This is a genomic window from Bacillus hominis (assembly GCF_018332515.1).
Classification (GTDB): domain Bacteria; phylum Bacillota; class Bacilli; order Bacillales; family Bacillaceae_G; genus Bacillus_A; species Bacillus_A hominis.
In genome coordinates this window covers 1-20,003 of the sequence record NZ_BOQD01000206.1, presented here as the reverse complement: position 1 = coordinate 20,003, position 20,003 = coordinate 1, and the positions used below count along the sequence as shown (strand labels likewise).

Sequence of the window (20,003 nt, the reverse complement as noted above, 5' to 3'; positions counted from 1 at the left end):
CCTCTTTCATATTCGCAACAATTTTTTGAAATATTTATATGTCCATATTTCAAAAATATTGTTTTCAATTATTTTTTCTTGTATATTTTAAATGAGGTGATTGTATTGAACGGCTTTGAAAAAGTGAAAGAAAAGAAAAAGCGTGCCATTAAAGAGGCAGCCTTCGTATTATTTTCAGAACGTGGATTTAATGAAGTGAAAATAGAACATATTGCAAAAAAAGCAAACGTTTCTCAAGTTACAATTTATAATCATTTTGGAAGTAAAGATGCGTTATTTAGGGAACTTATACAAGAATTTATAATATCTGAATTTCAATATTATAAAGAGCTTGCGGAAGAAAAATTACCTTTTCATGATATGATGCAAAAAATGATTGTAAGAAAAATGAATACGGGTGGGTTATTTCAGCCTGATATGCTACTACAAATGATGCAAAAAGACGAAGAGCTTCGGGCGTTTATTTATAGTTATCAAAACGAAAAAATCCTACCTTGGTATTTAGAAATATTAGAACAAGCACAGCGCAAAAATGAAATTAATCCTCATCTTTCAAAAGATATGATGTTACTTTACATTCAAATGTTTACTAAATTAGGTGATGATTTCGGGGCACAACTTCTTGAAGGAGCTCGAGAAAAACATATACAAGATATAGTTACGATGTTCTTTTACGGACTTTCTGTTCCGCAAAAATAAAAAAAGACACAGAATCGTGTCTTTTTTATTTTACCGAAATGACTCTACCAGTTTCACTACTTTCAATTGCCAATTGAATAAGTCGAATAACTTCCAAACCTTCTTCTGCTGTTACAGGTGGTTTCTCACCATTTACAATACTATCTCTTACACCTTTATAATACATTTCATAACAGCCGACTTCTGTCGGAATACGTACTAACTCTTCTTCTGTTTCTAAAGTAGCAAAATTCTCTTCAGCGTCTGCTCCATAACCATTATCACCTGGCTTCATTCCAGTCTTTAATTGTTCTTCCTGTGAATCCATACCATACTTCACGATAGAACCTTTATCTCCATGCAGTGTAAAATGTGGTCCAGCTTGTTTCACATAACTGCTACTATGTAAAATAACACGCTTTACTCCGTAGTGAAGTATAACATGGAAGTAGTCATCAATTTCTGCACCTGGTCGTTGCTTTATTACATCTGCACTAATTGCATCTGGTTTCCCGAATAATGATAATGCTTGATCCATTAAATGCGATCCTAGATCATATAATATACCTGAACCTGGTAAATTCTTTTCTCTCCAGCGATCACGTACATGTGGGCGGAAACGATCGAAATGCGCTTCATATGCGTATACATTCCCTACTCTTTTTTCTTCTAATAATTTCTTTATCGTTAAGAAATCATTATCAAAACGGCGATTGTGATACACACTTAAAACGACATTATGTTGCTTCGCCAATGAAATAAGTTCTTCTCCTTCTTCAATTGAAACAACGAATGGTTTTTCCACAACAACATGCTTACCGTGCACAATCGCTTCTTTTACATATGGAAAATGAGTTGTATTCGGCGAAGTAATGACCACTAAGTCAATATCAGCTCGCTTTACTAATTCATCCATTGTGCCAACAACTTCAGTATTTGGCAATGCTTCTTTCACTACTTCATCTTTTGAAGATAAGATAGCACGAATATCATATTCTTCTATCGTTTGTAATAACGGGATGTGAAATGTTGTACTAGAAAATCCAAATCCTACAATCCCTACACCTATTTTTTTCATGTTGCCCCTCCATTTATCCCGCTACTTGCGGGCAGTAAGACCCCTACCTCAAAATTCAGCGAAAGCAAAGAAGTTAGGTGAGGGCCTTACTGCCCGTAAAAGCCCGATTGGTGAAAGCTAATAATCAGTGGGGGATGAAGAAAACCCCCACTGATTAAAGTTTCACTTTATGAGAACGATTTCATTTCATTATTATAACAAGATTATTTTTATATACATAATAATTTGCTTAGAAAAAAGCATCTTGCTATCATTCATAGCAAGATGCTCCCTTCATTCCGGCCTTTTCTTCGTCCACGTTTCAATTACTTCACCAGTATCATTAACATCTAGTACTAAACTACCATTACTATACCGGTCTTTATTTCGAAACGCTTTCGGATCAATTTCTTCTACAATGTGTTTCTCTGTCTTCATGTAAACTAATTCGTCATCTCGAACAATTTCAATACCGACAATGCGGTACGGATTACGCTTTAACTCTTTAAAAATTACAAGGCCTCGCTTCGCCCTCGTTGATTTCTCAATTTCGGATGCCTTTATACGTTTCACAGCACCTCGCTGCGTAACAAGAATAAGTTGATCTTTTTCACCATTTAACGGTTTACCAGAAGCAACATAGTCATCTTCTTTTAAATTAATTGCTTTCACACCAGCTGCTCTTACACCAACTGGACTTACTTCTTCTTCATTGAATACAAGTGCATATGCACCATGTGTTGCAAGAACAATATCACTTGTTCCATCTGTCGCAAATATATCAACAACTTCATCATCTTTTTTCAAGTTTACAGCAACGAACGCCCGTGAATAACGTTGCACTTTATATTGATTTAATTCTGTCTTCTTAATCATACCGTTTCGTGTAACAAATACGATAAATCGTTTTTCTTCTTCAAAATTCGGTACGACTGTTGCCCAAATTAACGCTTCATCTCGCTCGAGTGAAACAAGATTCGCAACGTGTTGACCTAAATCTTTCCAACGAATTTCTGGCATTTCATATACAGGAAGATAAATATAATTTCCTTTGTTCGTAAATAAAAGAACGGTTTCTGTCGTGTTTGTATCGAAACGCTCAAGTAAGATGTCACCCTCTTTCATACCGAAGTCTTTGCCGTTCGATGCATTATGTGAACGCCAACCTGTTCGTTTCACATATCCTTCTTTCGTTACAGTAACGATGACATCTTCTTGTGGAATCATAACTTCCACATCGATTTTAATTTCTTCAATTTCCTCTTCAATTATCGCACGGCGATTATCACTATATGTTTTCTTTACTCTCTTCAAATCTGTTTTAATAACTTGAAGAAGTCTTTTTTCACTTTGTAGAATCGTCTGTAACTCTATAATTTTCTTACTAAGTTCCGCTGCTTCTTGCTCTAGCGCTGTAATATCTGTATTCGTTAAACGATATAGTTGCAACGAAACAATTGCTTCTGACTGCGCCTCTGTAAATCCAAATTTCGCACTTAAATTATCTTTCGCATTACGCTTATCTTTAGACCCACGGATCGTTTCAATCACTTCATCTAAAATTGATAATGCTTTCTTTAAACCTTCTACAATATGCTGACGATTTTCTGCTTTTCTTAATTCATATTGTGAGCGTCTTGTAACAACTTCTTTCTGATGCCCAATATATGCATCCAAAATCTTAGGTAATGTCATAAGTGTCGGGCGACGATTATTTATCGCTACCATATTAAAGTTGTATGGAATTTGTAAATCTGTATTTTTATATAAATAATTTAAAATACCTTCAGCATTCGCTTCTTTTTTTAATTCTACAACGATGCGAAGACCTGTACGATCTGTCTCATCGCGCACTTCAGCAATTCCATCTAGCCTTTTATCTAGACGTAATTCATCCATTTTCTTAACTAGGTTCGCTTTATTTACTTCGTACGGAATTTCTGTAATAACGATTTGTTGCTTCCCGCCACGAATCGTTTCAACTTCTGCTTTTCCGCGAATAATAATTTTACCTTTACCTGTTTCGTAAGCTTTTTTAATGCCATCTATCCCTTGTATAATACCGCCTGTAGGGAAATCAGGTCCTTTAATAACTGTTAACAAGTCATCCACAGAACTATTCGGCTGATCGATACGCATCATTGTAGCATCAATTACTTCTCCAAGATGATGCGGTGGAATTTCTGTTGCATAACCAGCGGAAATCCCTGTAGATCCGTTCACTAATAAGTTTGGGAACATTGCTGGTAATACAACAGGTTCTTCACTCGTATCATCAAAGTTTGACACGAATTCTACTGTTTCCTTATCGAGATCACGTAATAACTCAGACGCGATTGGTGATAAACGTGCTTCCGTATAACGCATTGCCGCTGCCGGATCCCCATCAACACTACCGTTATTTCCATGCATTTCAACTAAAACATTACGTACTTTCCAAGTTTGACTTAAACGTACCATCGCCTCATATACAGAGGAATCACCATGTGGATGATAATTACCGATAACATTACCTACTGTTTTAGCTGATTTACGAAATGCTTTATCATGTACATTTCCTTCTACAAACATAGAATATAAAATACGTCTTTGTACCGGTTTTAAGCCGTCACGTGCATCTGGAAGCGCACGGTCTTGAATAATATATTTACTATAACGTGCAAAGCGGTCACCTAACACGTCTTCAAGCGGGAGGTCATGAAACTTCTCTGCCTGCATGTTATTCCACCTCCGTCTCCATAATCATTTCATTTTCTAAAATATTTCCTTCTTCTTGCATGCCAAATTGTACATTTCGTTCAATCCATTTACGACGAGGTTCTACTTTATCACCCATCAATGTCGTAACTCGGCGCTCAGCTCTTGATGCATCGTCAATTTTCACACGAATTAATGTACGTGTTTCAGGGTTCATCGTTGTTTCCCATAATTGATCGGCATTCATTTCACCAAGTCCTTTATAGCGCTGCAACATATAACCTTTTCCGACCTTTTTTGTTACACCATCTAATTCTTCATCAGACCATGCATATTCAATTACTTCACTTTTCCCTTTCCCTTTACTTACTTTATATAAAGGTGGAAGTGCGATAAATACTTTCCCAGCTTCAATAAGTGGTTTCATATAACGGTAGAAGAACGTCAGTAGTAACACTTGAATATGTGCTCCATCCGTATCTGCATCGGTCATAATAACAACTTTATCGTAGTTAATATCTTCAACAGCGAATTCATTCCCTACGCCGCCGCCAATTGCGTAAATAATCGTATTGATCTCTTCATTCTTAAAAATGTCAGCAAGCTTTGCTTTTTCCGTGTTAATTACTTTACCACGTAATGGTAGCACCGCTTGGAAACGACGATCTCGCCCTTGCTTTGCTGAACCACCAGCCGAGTCACCCTCTACTAAATACAATTCGTTTTTCTGAGGATTACGTGATTGTGCAGGTGTTAACTTCCCGCTTAAAGTACCTTCTGATTTTTTCTTCTTCTTACCAGTACGCGCTTCTTCTCTCGCTTTACGAGCAGCCTCACGTGCTTGCGCTGCTTTAACTGCCTTTCTCACAAGAAGTGTAGCTACATCCGGGTTTTCTTCTAAAAAGTAAGCTAAATGCTCTGATACGATTGCATCAATTGAAGAACGTGCTTCACTTGTACCGAGTTTCCCTTTCGTTTGTCCTTCAAACTGAAGTACTTCTTCAGGTACACGTACAGAAACAATCGACGCTAATCCTTCACGAATATCTGTACCCTCTAAATTTTTGTCTTTTTCTTTCAATAAAGAAACTTTACGCGCATACTCATTGAAAACACGTGTCATTGCTGTTTTAAATCCAGCTTCGTGTGTACCACCGTCTTTTGTACGTACGTTATTTACAAACGAAAGAATGTTTTCTGAGTAACCATCATTAAATTGAAACGCTAGCTCTGCTTCAATTCCATTTTGTTCACCAGAGAAATATACAACTGGATGAATCGAATCTTTCTCTTCGTTTAAGTATGAAACGAAAGCTTCAATTCCTGTTTCATAATGAAATACATCTTCTAAATCATTACGTTCATCTTTTATCGAGATTTTCATTCCTTTTAATAAGAATGCAGATTCACGTAATCTCTCACATAATGTTTCATAATTATAATTTGTTGTGCTGAAAATAGTTGTATCTGGTTTAAAATGCATCGTTGTACCAGATTCTTTAGTTTTCCCGATTTTCTCTAACGTCGTTGCAGGAATACCACCATTTTCAAAGCGTTGTTCATAAATGCTACCATCACGCTTAATCGTTACGACTAGCCATTCTGACAAGGCGTTTACAACTGATGCCCCAACACCGTGTAAACCACCACTCGTTTTATAGCCTCCTTGGCCAAACTTACCACCAGCATGAAGTACAGTTAAAATAACTTCAGGTGTCGGTTTTCCAAGTTTATGCATTCCCGTAGGCATTCCTCGCCCTTTATCAATAACGCTAATACTATTATCTTTATGTATTACGACAGAAATTTCGTCGCCAAATCCCGCTAATGCTTCATCAACGGAGTTATCTACTATTTCATATACTAAATGATGCAATCCACGGCTATCCGTACTCCCGATATACATACCCGGGCGTTTTCGAACGGCTTCAAGTCCTTCTAACACTTGAATTGCATCTTCATTATATTGGAACTGATGCTTCGCCAAACTCCTTGCCCCTTTCCTAATCAAATCAGAACATATGTTTCTATTATAGAATAACGCCTAGACTATAGTTTTGGCAAGTTATCTTATCTCTTTTATATACCATTTTCAATAGAAAAATCCTTGTTTTTTTCACAAGGATTCCTCTAGGCTACTATTTCAGAAAAATAATCGTTTGTCAACGAGAAATGGATATGTATTCCAACATTATACATTCCAAACCTTTATCATGATCCAAATGATCAATATCCAAAACGGGATAACAAGTAACAATCCCCAAAAACAGCCTTTAAAAAATCTCATGATGAACACCTCGTTCATCGGCCCTACTTATGTAAAGAGTGAGGGCTGAATCAATCTTTCTATCTTTAAAGTCTATACTATTTTGTCATCGCATGCTCTACTTTAATACAACGATCCATTATTACAGTATAGCCTTTTTCTTGTAAAAGTTTATATGTCTCGTCATCTTGTACTCCTAATTGTGCCCAGAAAACATCTGCATCAATCTCTACAAACTCCTTCGCAACATCCTTTAAAAATTCTGAGCGACGAAATACATTTACGATATCAACATGTTCTTTAATATCCGCCAGTGAAGAAACCGCCTTTTCTCCGAGTACTTCATCTACTGTTGGATTTACTGGAATAATACGGTACCCAGCATCTTGCATTGCTTTTGAAACCATATATGATGTACGTTCTGGCTTATCTGATAATCCAACAACCGCAATCGTTTTACTTTTCTTCAATACTTCACCAATTTCCGTACGAGTTGGGTTTTCAATTGTCATAATCAATCCCTCCTATTCCTTTAGTATATCCGATAAAGAAAGTCTCTTTCAATATGAAAGAGACTTTCTTTTATTCCGATTATTGATTCTTTGTAGCTGAATTATCTGCTAATGTAGCTGTTTTCGTCATTTTTTGACCGTTACGGTAGAATGTAACTTCTACTTTCTCGCCTACTTTTTTCTTTTCATATAAGTATTTACGGAATTGAAGTGAATTCTCTACTTTTTGATCATCTAATGCTACTACAAGATCATATTGCTCTAAACCAGCTTTTTCTGCCGGTGATACTGGATAAATTTTACCTAATACAACGCCATTTGTTACTTCTTTTGGTACTTTTAATTGATTTATTGCATAACCTTGCACATCTTCTAATGAAACTACACCTACACCAAGAGCTGGGCGTTTCACTACTCCGTCTTTTTCAAGCGATTCAATAACTGGTTTTGCAACATTAACTGGAATTGCAAAACCAATCCCCTCAACTTCTTGCTGCGCAATTTTACTTGAGTTAATTCCAATTAATTCACCGTTTTGGTTAAATAATGCGCCACCACTATTACCAGGGTTAATCGCTGCATCTGTTTGAATAACTTGTGCTTGCCAGTCTGGACGTTTGTCCCCATCAATATCTACTGGAATTTCACGTTCTTTACTACTGATAATACCTTCTGTTACACTGCCGTCAAACCCAAGTGGGTTACCAATTGCAATTGCTTTTTCACCAGCACGAATTTTACTAGAATCACCTAAAGTTGCAACTTTATTAACAGTAGATCCATCAATCTCTACAACTGCTAAGTCTAACCAAGGGTCCTTACCAACTAATTTTGCATCAACTTGCTTTCCGTCGCTCAGTTTAACAGCAAGTTTATTTGCACCGTCTACTACGTGGTTATTTGTTACAATATATGCTTTATTTCCTGACTTTTTATAAATAACACCTGATCCTGTACCAGCTGTTTGCTCTTGTTCTGCCGGTTGCATCGCAAACGGATCAATAGTCTTCTGCATATTAATTACACCAACTACAACATCCTTTGCGCCTTCAACCATGCCTGGTAAATCAGTTTCGCCCTTCACTTTATTAACAACAGGAGCTACAGTACCTTCTACTTGTTGATTAGAATTGAATGACGAAACTGCCGCTCCATTATTTTGCATCCACGGCATGTAAGGTGCTGCAAAACTAATCGAAACCGCCCCGACTACAGCCCCAACTAAACCTGTGAAAAAATATCCTTTTTTACTACTTGATTTTTTCATTTCTCTCGTTTCACTATGCTCTTCATTTAAATTCGGTCCGTCGTAATATCCCATGTTTTATTTCCCCTCTCTGGTGAATTCGTACTTTCAGTATAGTCACATTTTGTGTCCTTCTTGTGAACTCATCGTGAAATCCAATTAAAAAAATACTCCTATCTATCATTGTAGACAAGAAAAGTATTTTTTGTACATTCCACCTACAAAGGAGAGTGTAAATTTGCTATATCCCAAAGCTAAAGTGCATAGTAACTTAAATGTTATTCTTCAAATTTGTAACCTACTCGAATAACAGTACCGATATGCTTCGCTTTATCTCCTAGCTTATTTCGCAGTTTTTTAATATGTGTATCCACCGTTCGGTCATCGCCGTAGTAATCATATCCCCATAACTGATCTAATAAATGTTGACGTGACAACACAATTCCTTTGTTCTCCATTAAATAAACGAGAAGCTCAAACTCCTTATGTGTCAATATAATTTCTTCTCCATCTACTAAAACTGTTCTAGATAGTCGATTCACTTCTATTCCGGCTAAAGACATAGTATTTTCTTCTGATACTCCTACCGCTCCATCCGCACGTTTCAATAACGTCTTCGCACGAGCTACTAACACTTTCGGACTAAAAGGTTTTGTTACATACTCATCTGCACCTAGTTCAAAGCCTAGTAATGTATCATCCTCATCAGAACGTGCTGTCAGCATAATAATTGGTACCGCTGACTCCTTTCTAATTCGTCTACAAACAGACCAACCATCTATTTCTGGTAACATAATATCTAACATAATTAAATCAATTGTATGTTCAGCAAATAATTCGAGCGCTTTTTTTCCATCTTCCGCTTCGATTACTTCAAAGCCTTCATTACGAAAATAATCGCTAACAATTTCACGTAATCTTCTTTCATCTTCAACAAGTAATACTGTTTTATTCATATAACCTATCCCGCCTTTTTACTCTTTCAATCGAATAATACGTTGATTGGAGCTTCCGCGAAATGGAAGTGTTAAATCTTTTTTATCAAGTTCAAATCTTCCATCGACCAAAACATCCCCATAATGTAACAATTCTATCATATCATTATTTTGAGCACTCTGTATCTCTTCCAACATATAACCTGTATAAATCCATAGATTTTTTTTCAAATCCTTCACTGCTTTTGCTACTTTTTTCACTTCAGCAGCTTGAAAAAATGGATCTCCACCTGAAAATGTTACATCGGTTAATGGATTCTTTTCAATCTCTTTCACAATTTCTTCTACCGTCATTTCAGTTCCATTGCAAACATTCCACGATTTCGGATTATGGCAACCGATACAACGATGCGGACAGCCCGCAAAAAACACGACTGTCCGCAACCCTTCTCCATCTACTACACTATCATGAATGATATTCATAACTTTCATTTATGCTTCACCCGATCCATCTCTTCACTACGTTTCGCGCTATTCCACTTTGACATATCTCCTACAAGATATCCTGTTATGCGGCGAATTCTTTCTATTTCATTCTCATCTTCATTTCCGCAGCTCGGACATTCATTCCCGATAATGCCATGATAACTACAGCATTTACAACGATCAACAGGATGGTTAATTGAACCGTATCCTACTCCGTACTGCGCCATCGCTTGTACAATTTGCTTTAACGCCTTTTGATTATGCACAGCTGCACCATCTAGTTCAATGTACGTAATATGTCCGCCATTACAAAGAGCGTGAAACGGCCCTTCTAATCGAATTTTATTTATCGCTTGAATATTGTAATACACCGGTATATGGAACGAATTTGTATAATAATTATGATTTGTCACACCGCTAATTACACCAAATTCTTCTCTATCTTTCTTCACAAACTTTCCTGATAACCCTTCTGCTGGCGTTGCAATTACGGAGAAATTGAGTTGATGTTCTTCCATCGCCTTATCCATTCTCTTCCTCATAAAGGAAATAATTTCATATCCAAGCTTCCACGAGTCTTCATTTTCTCCATGGTGCTTTCCGGTTAACGCTACTAAACATTCTGCAAGACCAATAAAACCAAGACTTAACGTCCCTTGTTTTAAAATTGGCGCCACAGCATCTTCAGGTTGTAACGTTTCTCCACCACGCCATACACCCTGTGAATATAAGAACTGAAAATCTCTTGCTCTCTTTGTACATTGATAGGCAAATCTCTCTAATAATTGCTTAACGCCTAAATCTAGGTAATAACTTAGCGCTTCAAAAAACGCTTCTTTTGAACCACTAATTAACGCTAATTTCACTAAATTAATAGAAGTAAACGATAAATTCCCTCTTCCAATTGCTGTTTCTTCCCCATGTATATTAGACATAACACGAGTACGACACCCCATATAACATACTTCACTTTCAGGTCGACCATCATAGTGCACTGCATTAAACGGAGCATCTAAAAACGAAAAGTTAGGGAATAATCGCTCAGCTGTCGTTTCTAACGCTAATTCAAATAAATCATAGTTCGGATCACACTCTTCAAAGTTCACGCCTTTTTTCATTTTGAAAATTTGAATAGGAAAAATTGGTGTTTCCCCTTTACCAAGTCCAGCTTGCGTCGCTTTTAAAAGTTGCTTAATTAAAAGTCTTCCCTCTTTCGATGTGTCTGTTCCGTAATTAATAGAAATAAACGGTACTTGTCCCCCGCCCCTACTATGCATACTATTTGAATTATGGACGAAAGCCTCACACGCCTGATACGTATCATTTTCTGTTTCTTTCCATGCAAATTCCTCTATTTGTTCTTTCGTAAGCGGATATGACTGTAGTCGTTTTTTATGTCTCTCTACTGTTTTTCTCACATATGGAGCTAAATCAATATCAAAGAGTGCAAACGATTGACCACCGTGCTGCATATTTTGATTCGCCTGAAAAATAATTGAAGAAAGCGCCAACGCACTTTTAATGTCTTGCGGTTGTCTCATATGTCCATGTCCAGTATGAAAACCGTTAGCAAGCATTTGCGCTAACGGAATTTGCGAACAAGTCGTCGTTCCTGTTGCATAAAAATCTAAATCATGTGGATATAATATATTTTGATCTATCGCTTTTTTCACTTGATCTGATAATAATTTCTCTACTGCATAATACTTTGCGCTCTCAGATGCGAACGTTCCCATTACTCCCATTGGAGATCGGCCATCTACATTTGCATTTTCCTGCATTAAATCTTGTTCATTACCGTGGATAATTGTCTCAAATACTTTCATTAATTCTTCTCCACGTACATTTTGTTTCAACATTCATAACCCTCCACCAACATGTTGTTGTCTTTTGATTAAAATCATACAACATATAGTTCTAGTGTTTTTGTGAAAAATGTAACATTCCTGTGAAAGTTTTTTTAAAAATTAATGACTTTTTCATTTATAAAAAAGAAATGTGCTCTTTACAAATGTATGGTACAATATACGGGAAAAACTCTTTTTACCCTTTATCAACACATTTGTATAAAGGAGACTGAACTCATGGTTATTACATATCTTTTATTTATCGTTGCCTACTTGCTTGGCTCGATTCCATTTGCACTAGTCGTTGGCAAAATTGGTTACGGAATCGATATTCGTGAACACGGTAGCGGTAATTTAGGCGGAACAAATACATTCCGCACATTAGGGAAAAAAGCAGGTTTTATCGTTACAATTGCTGACATTTTAAAAGGTACATTAGCAACAGCTCTACCGATTATTTTCGGATTAGATACTCACCCATTATGGTTTGGATTAGCCGCTGTTCTTGGACATGTATATCCAATCTTCGCAAAATTCCGCGGTGGTAAAGCAGTTGCAACTTCTGCTGGCGTGCTATTATGCTACTCACCAGTTGTATTTGCAATATTAGCGGTTGTCTTTTTCACCCTTTTATTTACAACAAGATACGTATCACTTTCTTCTATGGTAACAGCTGTCGTTGCTGTTATTGCATCAATTGTTAGCGGGGATAAAATCTTCATTATTGCGATGTGTTTATTAGCTGGTATGGTTATTTATAAACACCGTGCAAATATCGGACGAATTATAAATAAAACTGAACCAAAAGCAAACTTTTCAAAAAAGCAAAAATAAGATTGTAACCCACATAACGCAAAAAGAAAACGTGAAGCATATTAATAGCGTCTTTTTGCGTTATTTTTTATACTTAAGAAAAAGCAACATAATTTGGAGGAACTATACATGAATCTTTCCGTAACAAAAGAAGCAGCACAATGGTATAAAGACGAACTAAAATTACAATCAGGTGAAACACTACGCTTTTTCGTACAATACGGCGGTTGCAGTACTGTGCAAAAAGGACTTTCTTTAGGAATTCGTAAAGATGATCCTGCACATCCTGCTGTTCAAACTCAAGAAGAAGGTATTAACTTCTTTATTGAAGGCGATGATGAGTGGTTCTTCGATGGACATAATTTATCTGTTACACTTAACGACGGTGACGATTTCCCGCAATTTAATTATGAAAAATAAAAAAAACGTGGCTTCTGCCACGCTTTTTTTATTTTTTCTTGATTTCCTCATATTTCGCATACCACTCAGGATATAACTTTTTAAATGATACAGGGCGGAATCCTTCTTTTTTCGCACAAATATTCGTTGTACTTGCAGTAATACAAAGCTCGCCATCACCGTTATAAATTTCATAACCATATACAACACGAAGCGGGCTCACAGTATCAATCCACGTTTTCACAATTGCTTTTTCTCCGTAACGCATCGCTTTGCGATATGAAATTTGTAAGTCTAACACTGGAGAGATAATTCCCTCTTTCTCCATTTCAACATATGAAAATCCTAATTCTTGTATAAGTTTCGTGCGCCCTAGTTCTAGCCACACTAAATAGTTTGAATGGTAAACAACACCCATCTGATCTGTTTCCGCATAGCGGATTTCAACTTCATGTTCTGCTACAAACATATGTATTCGCCTTCTTTCACTTCTGCTACCTTGCATACATTTAATCATAATACAGTGGAATCAAAAATAAAATAAAAACAGTGAATCTTTTACCGAAAGGGGCAAGCACATGATTCAAATTGTAACTGTTCGTAGCGGTGATAGTGTATATAGTTTAGCATCAAAATATGGCTCTACACCTGAAGAAATTGTAAAAGACAATGGTCTAAATCCAGCCGAAACACTCGTTGTTGGTCAGGCACTTATCGTTAATACGAAAGGCAATAATTATTACGTACAGCCTGGTGACAGCCTGTATCGAATTTCTCAGACATATAACGTTCCTCTCGCTAGTTTAGCTAAAGTTAATAACCTTTCATTAAAATCTATTCTCCATGTCGGACAACAATTATATATACCAAAAGGTACAAAACGAGCAGTAGAATCCATCGCTTATTTACAACCTTCAACAATACCGATAAAAGAAAGTTTAGTAAATGCTACTCGTGCTATTAATCCATTTTTAACATATTTAGCCTACTTCAGCTTTGAAGCAAAAAGAGACGGCACTTTAAAAGAACCAACGGAAACAGCTAAAATCGCTACTATTGCAACGCAAGGTAAAACCATCCCTATGCTCGTGATTACAAATATCGAAAACGGGAACTTTAGTCCGGAACTAACATCTGTTTTGTTGCGTAACCCAACCACTCAAAACAAATTTATTACGAACATTTTGCAAACAGCTGAAAAATATGGCATGCGAGACATTCATTTCGATTTCGAGAATGTGGCACCCGAAGACCGCGAGGCATATAATCGCTTTTTACGAAATGTAAAAACACGCTTACCTAGCGGGTACACATTGAGCACAACTCTCGTACCGAAAACAAGTTCAAATCAAAAAGGAAAGTTTTTTGAAGCTCACGATTATAAAGCACAGGGGCAAATTGTTGATTTTGTCGTCATTATGACATACGACTGGGGTTGGCAAGGCGGACCACCAATGGCGATTTCTCCTATTGGTCCTGTGAAAGAAGTACTTCAATATGCAAAATCTCAAATGCCACCACAAAAAATTATGATGGGGCAAAATTTATACGGTTTCGATTGGAAACTGCCATTCAAACAAGGAAATCCACCTGCAAAAGCAATTAGCTCTGTCGCAGCTGTTGCACTAGCTCGTAAATACAATGTTCCTATCCGCTATGATTTCACAGCTCAAGCTCCACATTTTAATTACTTTGATGAAAACGGCGTACAACACGAAGTTTGGTTTGAAGATTCACGGTCCGTGCAAAGTAAATTCAATTTAATGAAAGAACAAGGCATCGGTGGTATTAGTTATTGGAAGATTGGTTTACCATTCCCGCAAAATTGGCGTTTACTTGTTGAAAACTTTACGATTACAAAAAAGGGCTGACTTTTGTCAGCCCTTTTTGTACATTCTGTTAAGATTCATCTTTTATTTCACTTTTTAATGAATCAATACTTTCTAAACGTCTTTGATTTTTCGCTTCAATGGCAGCACGATCTTTTTCATTAGAAAGTTCCGCTGTTTCTTTTGCTTCATTAAAATTATCAATCGTATTTTGTACCATTTCTTGTAATTTTTCAGCGTTGTCATTTCGATTATCTGGATTTGGCATATACTTCCCTCCTAATAATGTATACATACCACCTTAAATTACCTATATCCCCTCAAATTTATACATAAAAAAGGAGAATGCAGCATTCTCCTTTTCTTTAACCGTTATCAACAATCGGTTGCTTACCAGTTTGATCTTGCATTTGCTTTCCTTTATTGCCACCAGCTTTTTTCGATTGTGTTCCAATTTGATTTGGTGCAAAGTCTTTTGAATTCTTTTTCGGATTACCCATTACTATCGCCTCCTTAACACTAGTATCGTACTAGTGTTAAGAATTATTCAGCCTGCTTAAAAAGTTTCATTTCATAACGTTTTTCAATACGTTCTTCAATTCGATCGATTGCATCACGATCGCTTAATAATTGTTGTTTATTTTCATTTACAAGTTCTTCAAACGATTTGCGGCGACTTCTTCTCATGTTGCTCACCCTTTCTCCTTCGCTTTATTACTACATAGTATGAGCAAATGAAAAACTCTTTAATCAGATTTGTAAGAAAATTTTATTTTTTAACAAAAAACCCCATACGCAAATATTACGCACGGGATTTTTTCACATCATTATATTTAAATATTTTTTAATTTCTTCATCAGCATTTTCTTCACTCACTCTATATTCATGCAGTGCTCGCAATACAGAATCGTATTCTTCTAAAATGTAGCTCTCTAACTTCAAAATGTCCTCTACACTGTCAATCATAATTCTCGTGTTGCCAATCTCATTTTTCAATGCTGCCTCACACGTTAAGCTCGTACAAATACCGATTACATCTTCTTCTATTTTTTCTGTTAACACATATTTCTTTCGCCCTTTCACCTTCATCCTAATAATTGGGTAAAAAGCTTTTATATCTAAGTAGCTCCCGACATTCATACAGCGAATCCATTCGATATCACGTTTATTTCGCATAAGAATTTCTTTTACTGCTTCGTATGCTACTGTTTCATCAAGCACTTCTTTCTTCACTTTTCTTTTTCCTTCTTCTTCAATAGATGCACATCTTTGATAAACTGCCGCACACGTAATACAATCGTCAAATGCATTATGAGAACTTAAGCGAATTCCAAGCATTCGCTTTAACGTTTCAAGTTTATGATTAGGTGCATGCTTCATGTATTTCTTTGCTAAAAACACCGTATCAATTACTTTATTTTTAGGCTCAGCTAATCCAAGCATATTTACATTACTTTTCAAAAAACGCATATCAAAAGAAGCGTTATGAGCCACAATAACATTTGTATGTAAAAATGCTAAAAATAAAGGTAACACTTCTTCAATCGTCGGTGCATCCGAAACACGATAATTTGTAATACCTGTTAAACTCGTTATTCGGTCCGGAATTGGACATTCTGGATTCACATAGGAAACAAATTGATCTACTAGTTCATGATTACGATATTTCACTGCTGCTACTTGAATAATTTTATCATTATAAGGGTTAAATCCTGTTGTTTCAAAATCAATTACAACATAATCTAATGGTAAGGATATATTCCCCACTCCAAATACACTCCTTTATCTCTAAACGTTTATATTTCTTTTATCATATCACGAAGCTTTCACTACTTGAAAAAGAAAAGGCAGAAATGGCTATTTTCCACCTCTACCTATTCACCGTTATTTTAATTTAGTAACCCGCTTCTCCATCTCTTTTTGCGTCATCGGTCCAATGAACTTATCCTGAATTACGCCTTTCGTATCTATAAAATACGAAGTTGGGATTGTAATTACTTTATACGCTGTTGTCACATCAATGTTCTTGTCCAATAAAACAGGAAAAGTAATCCCTTTTTCCTTAGCAAAATTGCTTACTTTTTCTTCTCCCCCACCTTTTTCTGAAGGAGTATAATTTATTGCTAAAATTTCTACATTTTCTTTATGTTCTTTATAAAAAGCCTCCATATCAGGCATTTCTTGCTGACAAGGCCCACACCACGTTGCCCAAAAATTTAAAATAACCTTCTTTCCTTTTAAATCTGATAACTTTACATTCGTTCCATCTAACTTCGTTAATTCAAAGTCTGGTGCAACCTTCCCTATTTCAATACCGTTCTGTGCGATCATCTCTTTCATAGCAGCTTCACTTTTTTCTTGCTTCCCTTGTACCGCCTGATCCTTTTTACCGAACTGTTCATAAGCTGTATATCCCGCTAAACAAAGCAACACTACAATAATCGTAAGCTTCCGCCACATTTTATATCACCCTAACGTGTTTATCTTTTTTAACATATTCATCAAAATACTATATACCTTATTTTAGCTTATACGGGCAAGCTTGGAAATATTCACATTCAAAATAATCGGAATATTTATAATTGATATGAAATATTTTCCTTTTTATCATATAATTAGAAATACATATAAAAACTGCGAGGTGATATGTATTTTACAATTACTTATCAACCCTTTTACTTTTGTTTTCTTCACTTTACCATTACTATGTATTTTTTTTAGCGGCTTGCTATACAAATTCAAATGGGCTGCTATTATTATTTCTTTTACTGTTACACTTATATTTTTCATTATCATCTCTAAATTTGATATACACCTAGCTTTACAAAACTTAGACGCTTGGATTGTTTATAGTGCTGTTTATTCTGTACTTTCCTACATAACAACAGTGCTAATACGAAGAAAACTACACATGTAAAACCTTCAAAAAGGGGGCTGTTTTTATGAATTTATTTGAAAAAATACTATTATATATTCTTAGTTTTATATTTTCCCCAATCGGAGTTATTACGTGGATCATCTCGCTCTTCAGTAAAGATCCTGAAAAAAAGCAAGTTGGACGTATTTGTCTCTGTATCGCTTTAATCTCATTTTTCCTTTTAGCTGGTCTCGGTATTCTTAGTTTCTTCACGATGACTACCACCACTACTATACAATAGTTACAGAAAGGATGATTATCTTGGGAGAACACCCTATTAGTAAAGAACTTCGCTATATACGAATATGTTTAGTTATTTTAGTAATCGTTCTTTTATTTTTCAACGGTGGAAGAGTCGTTGAAATTTCTACAAATCATGATTCCATAGAAAATGTTTCCACCAGTAATATGACACAGATTGCTGAAAATACATTTGCTATTCAAGAATATAATCCATCACTAAATAGCGAACATACGGTCAAAATCTTCAAATATAATCCGGATACAAATCAACTTACTTTAGTCAAAGAATTTAATACTAGTGATCCTGAGTCTTATACGTATCAACTTAATAATACTGAATAAAGATAAGAGCGCTACATAGCTCTTATCTTTTTATTAGTATTTCTTTAAGCAATGAATTGCGATTTAATAACTCTCTAGGTTTTCCACACTCAATAATACTTCCTTCTTTCATTACCACAACACGATCAGCTAGTATTATCCTCTCTACGTCATGCGTTACCACAATTCTCGTTACATCTCTTCCCAGTCCTTCAATCATATTCCAAACCACTTCTTGATTGCTCGGATCTAATCCCGCAGTCGGTTCATCTAAAATAATAAGATTCGGATTTGATACAATCGTACGCAATAGTGCAAGACGTTTCCTTTCCCCTCCGGAAAACTCTTCACCGCTTTTATGTAGTACAGTCTGACTCCCTTCAGGTAACCCCCTAATAATCGGCGTTACATTTACAAGTTCAGCATTTTTTTCTAACTGGTTTTCTAAGCCCTCTTCCCCGAAATACATATTCTCTTTTACTGTCGTCCGAAAAAAACGCGGTTCTTGCCATACTGTCGTCATCCGAGCATCATTACCATAAGAAACAACGCTACCATTAGATGGTTTATATAAACCCGTTATTAATTTTAAAAGCGTCGTTTTCCCTGCACCACTTTCGCCTACAACAATAACGAGTTCCCCAGGATTAATCTCCAAATGAATATTTTTAATTCTACACTTCGCTTCATCATTCTCTTGAAATGAAACATTTGTTATCTTCATTCCCATAGCTTTTTCCACCTCACTATCTGCCACTTGTTTATCTAAAAAACAAAAAACTCGATTTGCCGAAGCGACTGCAACTTGTGTCATCATTAGTAACTCCCCCACGTAACGGACCGGAAAAAAGAGCATTTCAATTGTAGCTAACACTGCAACAAGTGAACCAACTTCCATTTCCCCTTTCATTATTTTTTGCGCACCTATAATGAGAGCAACGACATATGCTCCTGTTTCAATCACTGTTCCAACTACTCCCATGCAATGTTGCATCATCGTCTTCTTTACTTCCGATTTATAAGATTGTGCCGTTACTCCTTTAAATAATTGAATTGCCCATTTTTCTTTTTGTAAACTCCGTAAATCTTGCATACCTTTTACAAACTGTGACATCATCTCTACAACACTTGATTGATTCTTTTGAGCAATAGTTGCAATACTTCTTACCTTTTTCCCCATAAACATCGGAACCGTTGCACTTAAAAATAAAAACGGAGTTACCCACAATATGAACTTTATATCTATATGTTGTAGTGCTATGATTGCACCAATAAATTGCGCAATGGCGTGTATATATTCTATTAATATAGATCCATATAATCTGACCCAGTTCGGAATATCAGACACAACTAAAGTTTCTAACTCTCCTTGTTTGATTTTCTCACTCTCTTCAAATGGTAATAGAAAAAAATGACGCAATACATCTATACGTTTCTTTCGTAATATTCGCTGACTCACTTTTGAACTTATATAATCAAATAAAAGATTGTTCATCCACATCATAAAACGGCTAGCTGCAAACAGAGCAATGTACAAATAGGCGCCTTTTAACTCCTGTTGAATAAGGTTATCTACAATTACCCCCATAAAAATTGGACGGGATAAGTTTAAAATAGCAGCTATGATCCCACTACATATGGCTGCTATTACTAATATTTTTTCTTTCCGTAACGGTAACAATATTCTTTCGTATTCCTTCATAACGTTCCCTCCATTTTACATAGTAAAAAGAAAGGGATGAAACCAATTGGTTTCA

At 36.0% G+C, this 20,003-nt stretch carries 21 protein-coding genes; 6 read left to right on the top strand and 15 right to left on the bottom strand.

Annotated features, from left to right (window positions below):
* Positions 1-105: 105 nt before the first annotated feature.
* On the top strand, positions 106-699 hold the full coding sequence (locus KI356_RS19310) for a TetR/AcrR family transcriptional regulator (RefSeq protein ID WP_002121331.1): 594 nt from the start codon (positions 106-108) through the stop codon (positions 697-699).
* A gap of 25 nt (positions 700-724) precedes the next feature.
* Here the strand turns inward: KI356_RS19310 and KI356_RS19305 are convergent, their stop codons facing one another.
* The 8 genes from KI356_RS19305 to KI356_RS19270 form a co-directional block, all read right to left on the bottom strand.
* A complete protein-coding gene (locus tag KI356_RS19305; RefSeq protein WP_128282404.1) occupies positions 725-1,756 on the bottom strand; it encodes an oxidoreductase in 1,032 nt (343 codons plus the stop codon).
* Positions 1,757-2,029: 273 nt separating this feature from the next.
* Positions 2,030-4,453 (bottom strand): DNA topoisomerase IV subunit A, encoded by a 2,424-nt coding sequence (parC, locus tag KI356_RS19300; protein WP_128282405.1) that lies wholly within the window; start codon positions 4,451-4,453, stop codon positions 2,030-2,032.
* Between the two features lies 1 nt (position 4,454).
* Complete coding sequence (gene parE, locus KI356_RS19295; RefSeq protein WP_002121336.1) at positions 4,455-6,419, bottom strand: DNA topoisomerase IV subunit B; 1,965 nt, start codon at positions 6,417-6,419, stop codon at positions 4,455-4,457.
* Positions 6,420-6,796: 377 nt separating this feature from the next.
* Entirely contained in the window at positions 6,797-7,210 is a 414-nt protein-coding gene (locus KI356_RS19290; RefSeq protein ID WP_128282406.1) for a CoA-binding protein, read from the bottom strand.
* Between the two features lie 79 nt (positions 7,211-7,289).
* Positions 7,290-8,531, bottom strand: a complete 1,242-nt coding sequence (locus KI356_RS19285) for a S1C family serine protease (RefSeq protein ID WP_128282407.1) — start codon at positions 8,529-8,531, stop codon at positions 7,290-7,292.
* Positions 8,532-8,734: 203 nt separating this feature from the next.
* Positions 8,735-9,412, bottom strand: a complete 678-nt coding sequence (locus tag KI356_RS19280; RefSeq protein ID WP_002087776.1) for a response regulator transcription factor — start codon at positions 9,410-9,412, stop codon at positions 8,735-8,737.
* A gap of 18 nt (positions 9,413-9,430) precedes the next feature.
* A complete protein-coding gene (nrdG, locus tag KI356_RS19275; protein WP_002121346.1) occupies positions 9,431-9,883 on the bottom strand; it encodes an anaerobic ribonucleoside-triphosphate reductase activating protein in 453 nt (150 codons plus the stop codon).
* Positions 9,880-11,736 (bottom strand): anaerobic ribonucleoside triphosphate reductase, encoded by a 1,857-nt coding sequence (locus KI356_RS19270; protein WP_212936162.1) that lies wholly within the window; start codon positions 11,734-11,736, stop codon positions 9,880-9,882. Before KI356_RS19270 ends, nrdG begins: the two co-directional genes overlap by 4 nt.
* A gap of 225 nt (positions 11,737-11,961) precedes the next feature.
* Between KI356_RS19270 and plsY the strand changes: the two genes are divergently transcribed.
* Both plsY and KI356_RS19260 read left to right on the top strand, forming a co-directional pair.
* On the top strand, positions 11,962-12,558 hold the full coding sequence (plsY, locus tag KI356_RS19265) for a glycerol-3-phosphate 1-O-acyltransferase PlsY (RefSeq protein WP_002121351.1): 597 nt from the start codon (positions 11,962-11,964) through the stop codon (positions 12,556-12,558).
* Between the two features lie 108 nt (positions 12,559-12,666).
* Positions 12,667-12,957, top strand: coding sequence for a HesB/YadR/YfhF family protein (locus KI356_RS19260; RefSeq protein WP_128282409.1), 291 nt, complete (start codon positions 12,667-12,669; stop codon positions 12,955-12,957).
* A 28-nt stretch (positions 12,958-12,985) separates the two neighbouring features.
* On the opposite strand, the gene KI356_RS19255 is transcribed toward KI356_RS19260, so the two are convergent.
* On the bottom strand, positions 12,986-13,405 hold the full coding sequence (locus tag KI356_RS19255; protein ID WP_000495819.1) for an acyl-CoA thioesterase: 420 nt from the start codon (positions 13,403-13,405) through the stop codon (positions 12,986-12,988).
* A 109-nt stretch (positions 13,406-13,514) separates the two neighbouring features.
* Here KI356_RS19255 and KI356_RS19250 point away from each other — a divergent pair, with 109 nt between their 5' ends.
* Entirely contained in the window at positions 13,515-14,807 is a 1,293-nt protein-coding gene (locus KI356_RS19250; protein ID WP_212936161.1) for a glycoside hydrolase family 18 protein, read from the top strand.
* A 28-nt stretch (positions 14,808-14,835) separates the two neighbouring features.
* On the opposite strand, the gene tlp is transcribed toward KI356_RS19250, so the two are convergent.
* The 5 genes from tlp to KI356_RS19225 all read right to left on the bottom strand — a co-directional run bounded on the left by tlp (position 14,836) and on the right by KI356_RS19225 (position 17,225).
* The gene (gene tlp, locus KI356_RS19245; RefSeq protein ID WP_001133508.1) at positions 14,836-15,033 is read right to left on the bottom strand and encodes a small acid-soluble spore protein Tlp; all 198 of its coding nucleotides are present in this window, start codon (positions 15,031-15,033) and stop codon (positions 14,836-14,838) included.
* 97 nt (positions 15,034-15,130) lie between these two features.
* Positions 15,131-15,265: an acid-soluble spore protein SspN gene (sspN, locus tag KI356_RS19240; RefSeq protein ID WP_000527988.1), complete on the bottom strand. Its 135-nt coding sequence runs from the start codon at positions 15,263-15,265 to the stop codon at positions 15,131-15,133.
* A gap of 43 nt (positions 15,266-15,308) precedes the next feature.
* Complete coding sequence (locus KI356_RS19235) at positions 15,309-15,452, bottom strand: FbpB family small basic protein (protein WP_001254699.1); 144 nt, start codon at positions 15,450-15,452, stop codon at positions 15,309-15,311.
* A 132-nt stretch (positions 15,453-15,584) separates the two neighbouring features.
* Positions 15,585-16,532: a 3'-5' exonuclease gene (locus KI356_RS19230; RefSeq protein WP_212936160.1), complete on the bottom strand. Its 948-nt coding sequence runs from the start codon at positions 16,530-16,532 to the stop codon at positions 15,585-15,587.
* 117 nt (positions 16,533-16,649) lie between these two features.
* Positions 16,650-17,225, bottom strand: a complete 576-nt coding sequence (locus tag KI356_RS19225; RefSeq protein ID WP_128282412.1) for a redoxin domain-containing protein — start codon at positions 17,223-17,225, stop codon at positions 16,650-16,652.
* A 482-nt stretch (positions 17,226-17,707) separates the two neighbouring features.
* Here KI356_RS19225 and KI356_RS19220 point away from each other — a divergent pair, with 482 nt between their 5' ends.
* Together KI356_RS19220 and KI356_RS19215 are read left to right on the top strand one after the other, a co-directional pair.
* Positions 17,708-17,923 (top strand): hypothetical protein, encoded by a 216-nt coding sequence (locus KI356_RS19220; protein ID WP_128282414.1) that lies wholly within the window; start codon positions 17,708-17,710, stop codon positions 17,921-17,923.
* Between the two features lie 11 nt (positions 17,924-17,934).
* Entirely contained in the window at positions 17,935-18,267 is a 333-nt protein-coding gene (locus KI356_RS19215; RefSeq protein ID WP_212936159.1) for a YmzC family protein, read from the top strand.
* A 22-nt stretch (positions 18,268-18,289) separates the two neighbouring features.
* Here the strand turns inward: KI356_RS19215 and KI356_RS19210 are convergent, their stop codons facing one another.
* Positions 18,290-19,948 (bottom strand): ABC transporter ATP-binding protein, encoded by a 1,659-nt coding sequence (locus KI356_RS19210; RefSeq protein ID WP_212936158.1) that lies wholly within the window; start codon positions 19,946-19,948, stop codon positions 18,290-18,292.
* Between the last annotated feature and the right edge of the window lie 55 nt (positions 19,949-20,003).

Bases quoted from the DNA above. Each gene is read 5' to 3' on its own strand.
- KI356_RS19285 (WP_128282407.1), bottom strand. From the start codon at position 8,531: ATGGGATATTACGACGGACCGAATTTAAATGAAGAGCATAGTGAAACG.
- tlp (WP_001133508.1), bottom strand. From the start codon at position 15,033: ATGCCAAATCCAGATAATCGAAATGACAACGCTGAAAAATTACAAGAA.
- KI356_RS19215 (WP_212936159.1), top strand. From the start codon at position 17,935: ATGATTATCTTGGGAGAACACCCTATTAGTAAAGAACTTCGCTATATA.
- KI356_RS19220 (WP_128282414.1), top strand. From the start codon at position 17,708: ATGAATTTATTTGAAAAAATACTATTATATATTCTTAGTTTTATATTT.
- KI356_RS19210 (WP_212936158.1), bottom strand. From the start codon at position 19,948: ATGAAGGAATACGAAAGAATATTGTTACCGTTACGGAAAGAAAAAATA.
- KI356_RS19280 (WP_002087776.1), bottom strand. From the start codon at position 9,412: ATGAATAAAACAGTATTACTTGTTGAAGATGAAAGAAGATTACGTGAA.
- sspN (WP_000527988.1), bottom strand. From the start codon at position 15,265: ATGGGTAATCCGAAAAAGAATTCAAAAGACTTTGCACCAAATCAAATT.
- KI356_RS19235 (WP_001254699.1), bottom strand. From the start codon at position 15,452: ATGAGAAGAAGTCGCCGCAAATCGTTTGAAGAACTTGTAAATGAAAAT.
- KI356_RS19290 (WP_128282406.1), bottom strand. From the start codon at position 7,210: ATGACAATTGAAAACCCAACTCGTACGGAAATTGGTGAAGTATTGAAG.
- KI356_RS19250 (WP_212936161.1), top strand. From the start codon at position 13,515: ATGATTCAAATTGTAACTGTTCGTAGCGGTGATAGTGTATATAGTTTA.
- parC (WP_128282405.1), bottom strand. From the start codon at position 4,453: ATGCAGGCAGAGAAGTTTCATGACCTCCCGCTTGAAGACGTGTTAGGT.
- KI356_RS19305 (WP_128282404.1), bottom strand. From the start codon at position 1,756: ATGAAAAAAATAGGTGTAGGGATTGTAGGATTTGGATTTTCTAGTACA.
- KI356_RS19225 (WP_128282412.1), bottom strand. From the start codon at position 17,225: ATGTGGCGGAAGCTTACGATTATTGTAGTGTTGCTTTGTTTAGCGGGA.
- KI356_RS19270 (WP_212936162.1), bottom strand. From the start codon at position 11,736: ATGTTGAAACAAAATGTACGTGGAGAAGAATTAATGAAAGTATTTGAG.
- KI356_RS19260 (WP_128282409.1), top strand. From the start codon at position 12,667: ATGAATCTTTCCGTAACAAAAGAAGCAGCACAATGGTATAAAGACGAA.
- plsY (WP_002121351.1), top strand. From the start codon at position 11,962: ATGGTTATTACATATCTTTTATTTATCGTTGCCTACTTGCTTGGCTCG.
- nrdG (WP_002121346.1), bottom strand. From the start codon at position 9,883: ATGAAAGTTATGAATATCATTCATGATAGTGTAGTAGATGGAGAAGGG.
- KI356_RS19255 (WP_000495819.1), bottom strand. From the start codon at position 13,405: ATGTTTGTAGCAGAACATGAAGTTGAAATCCGCTATGCGGAAACAGAT.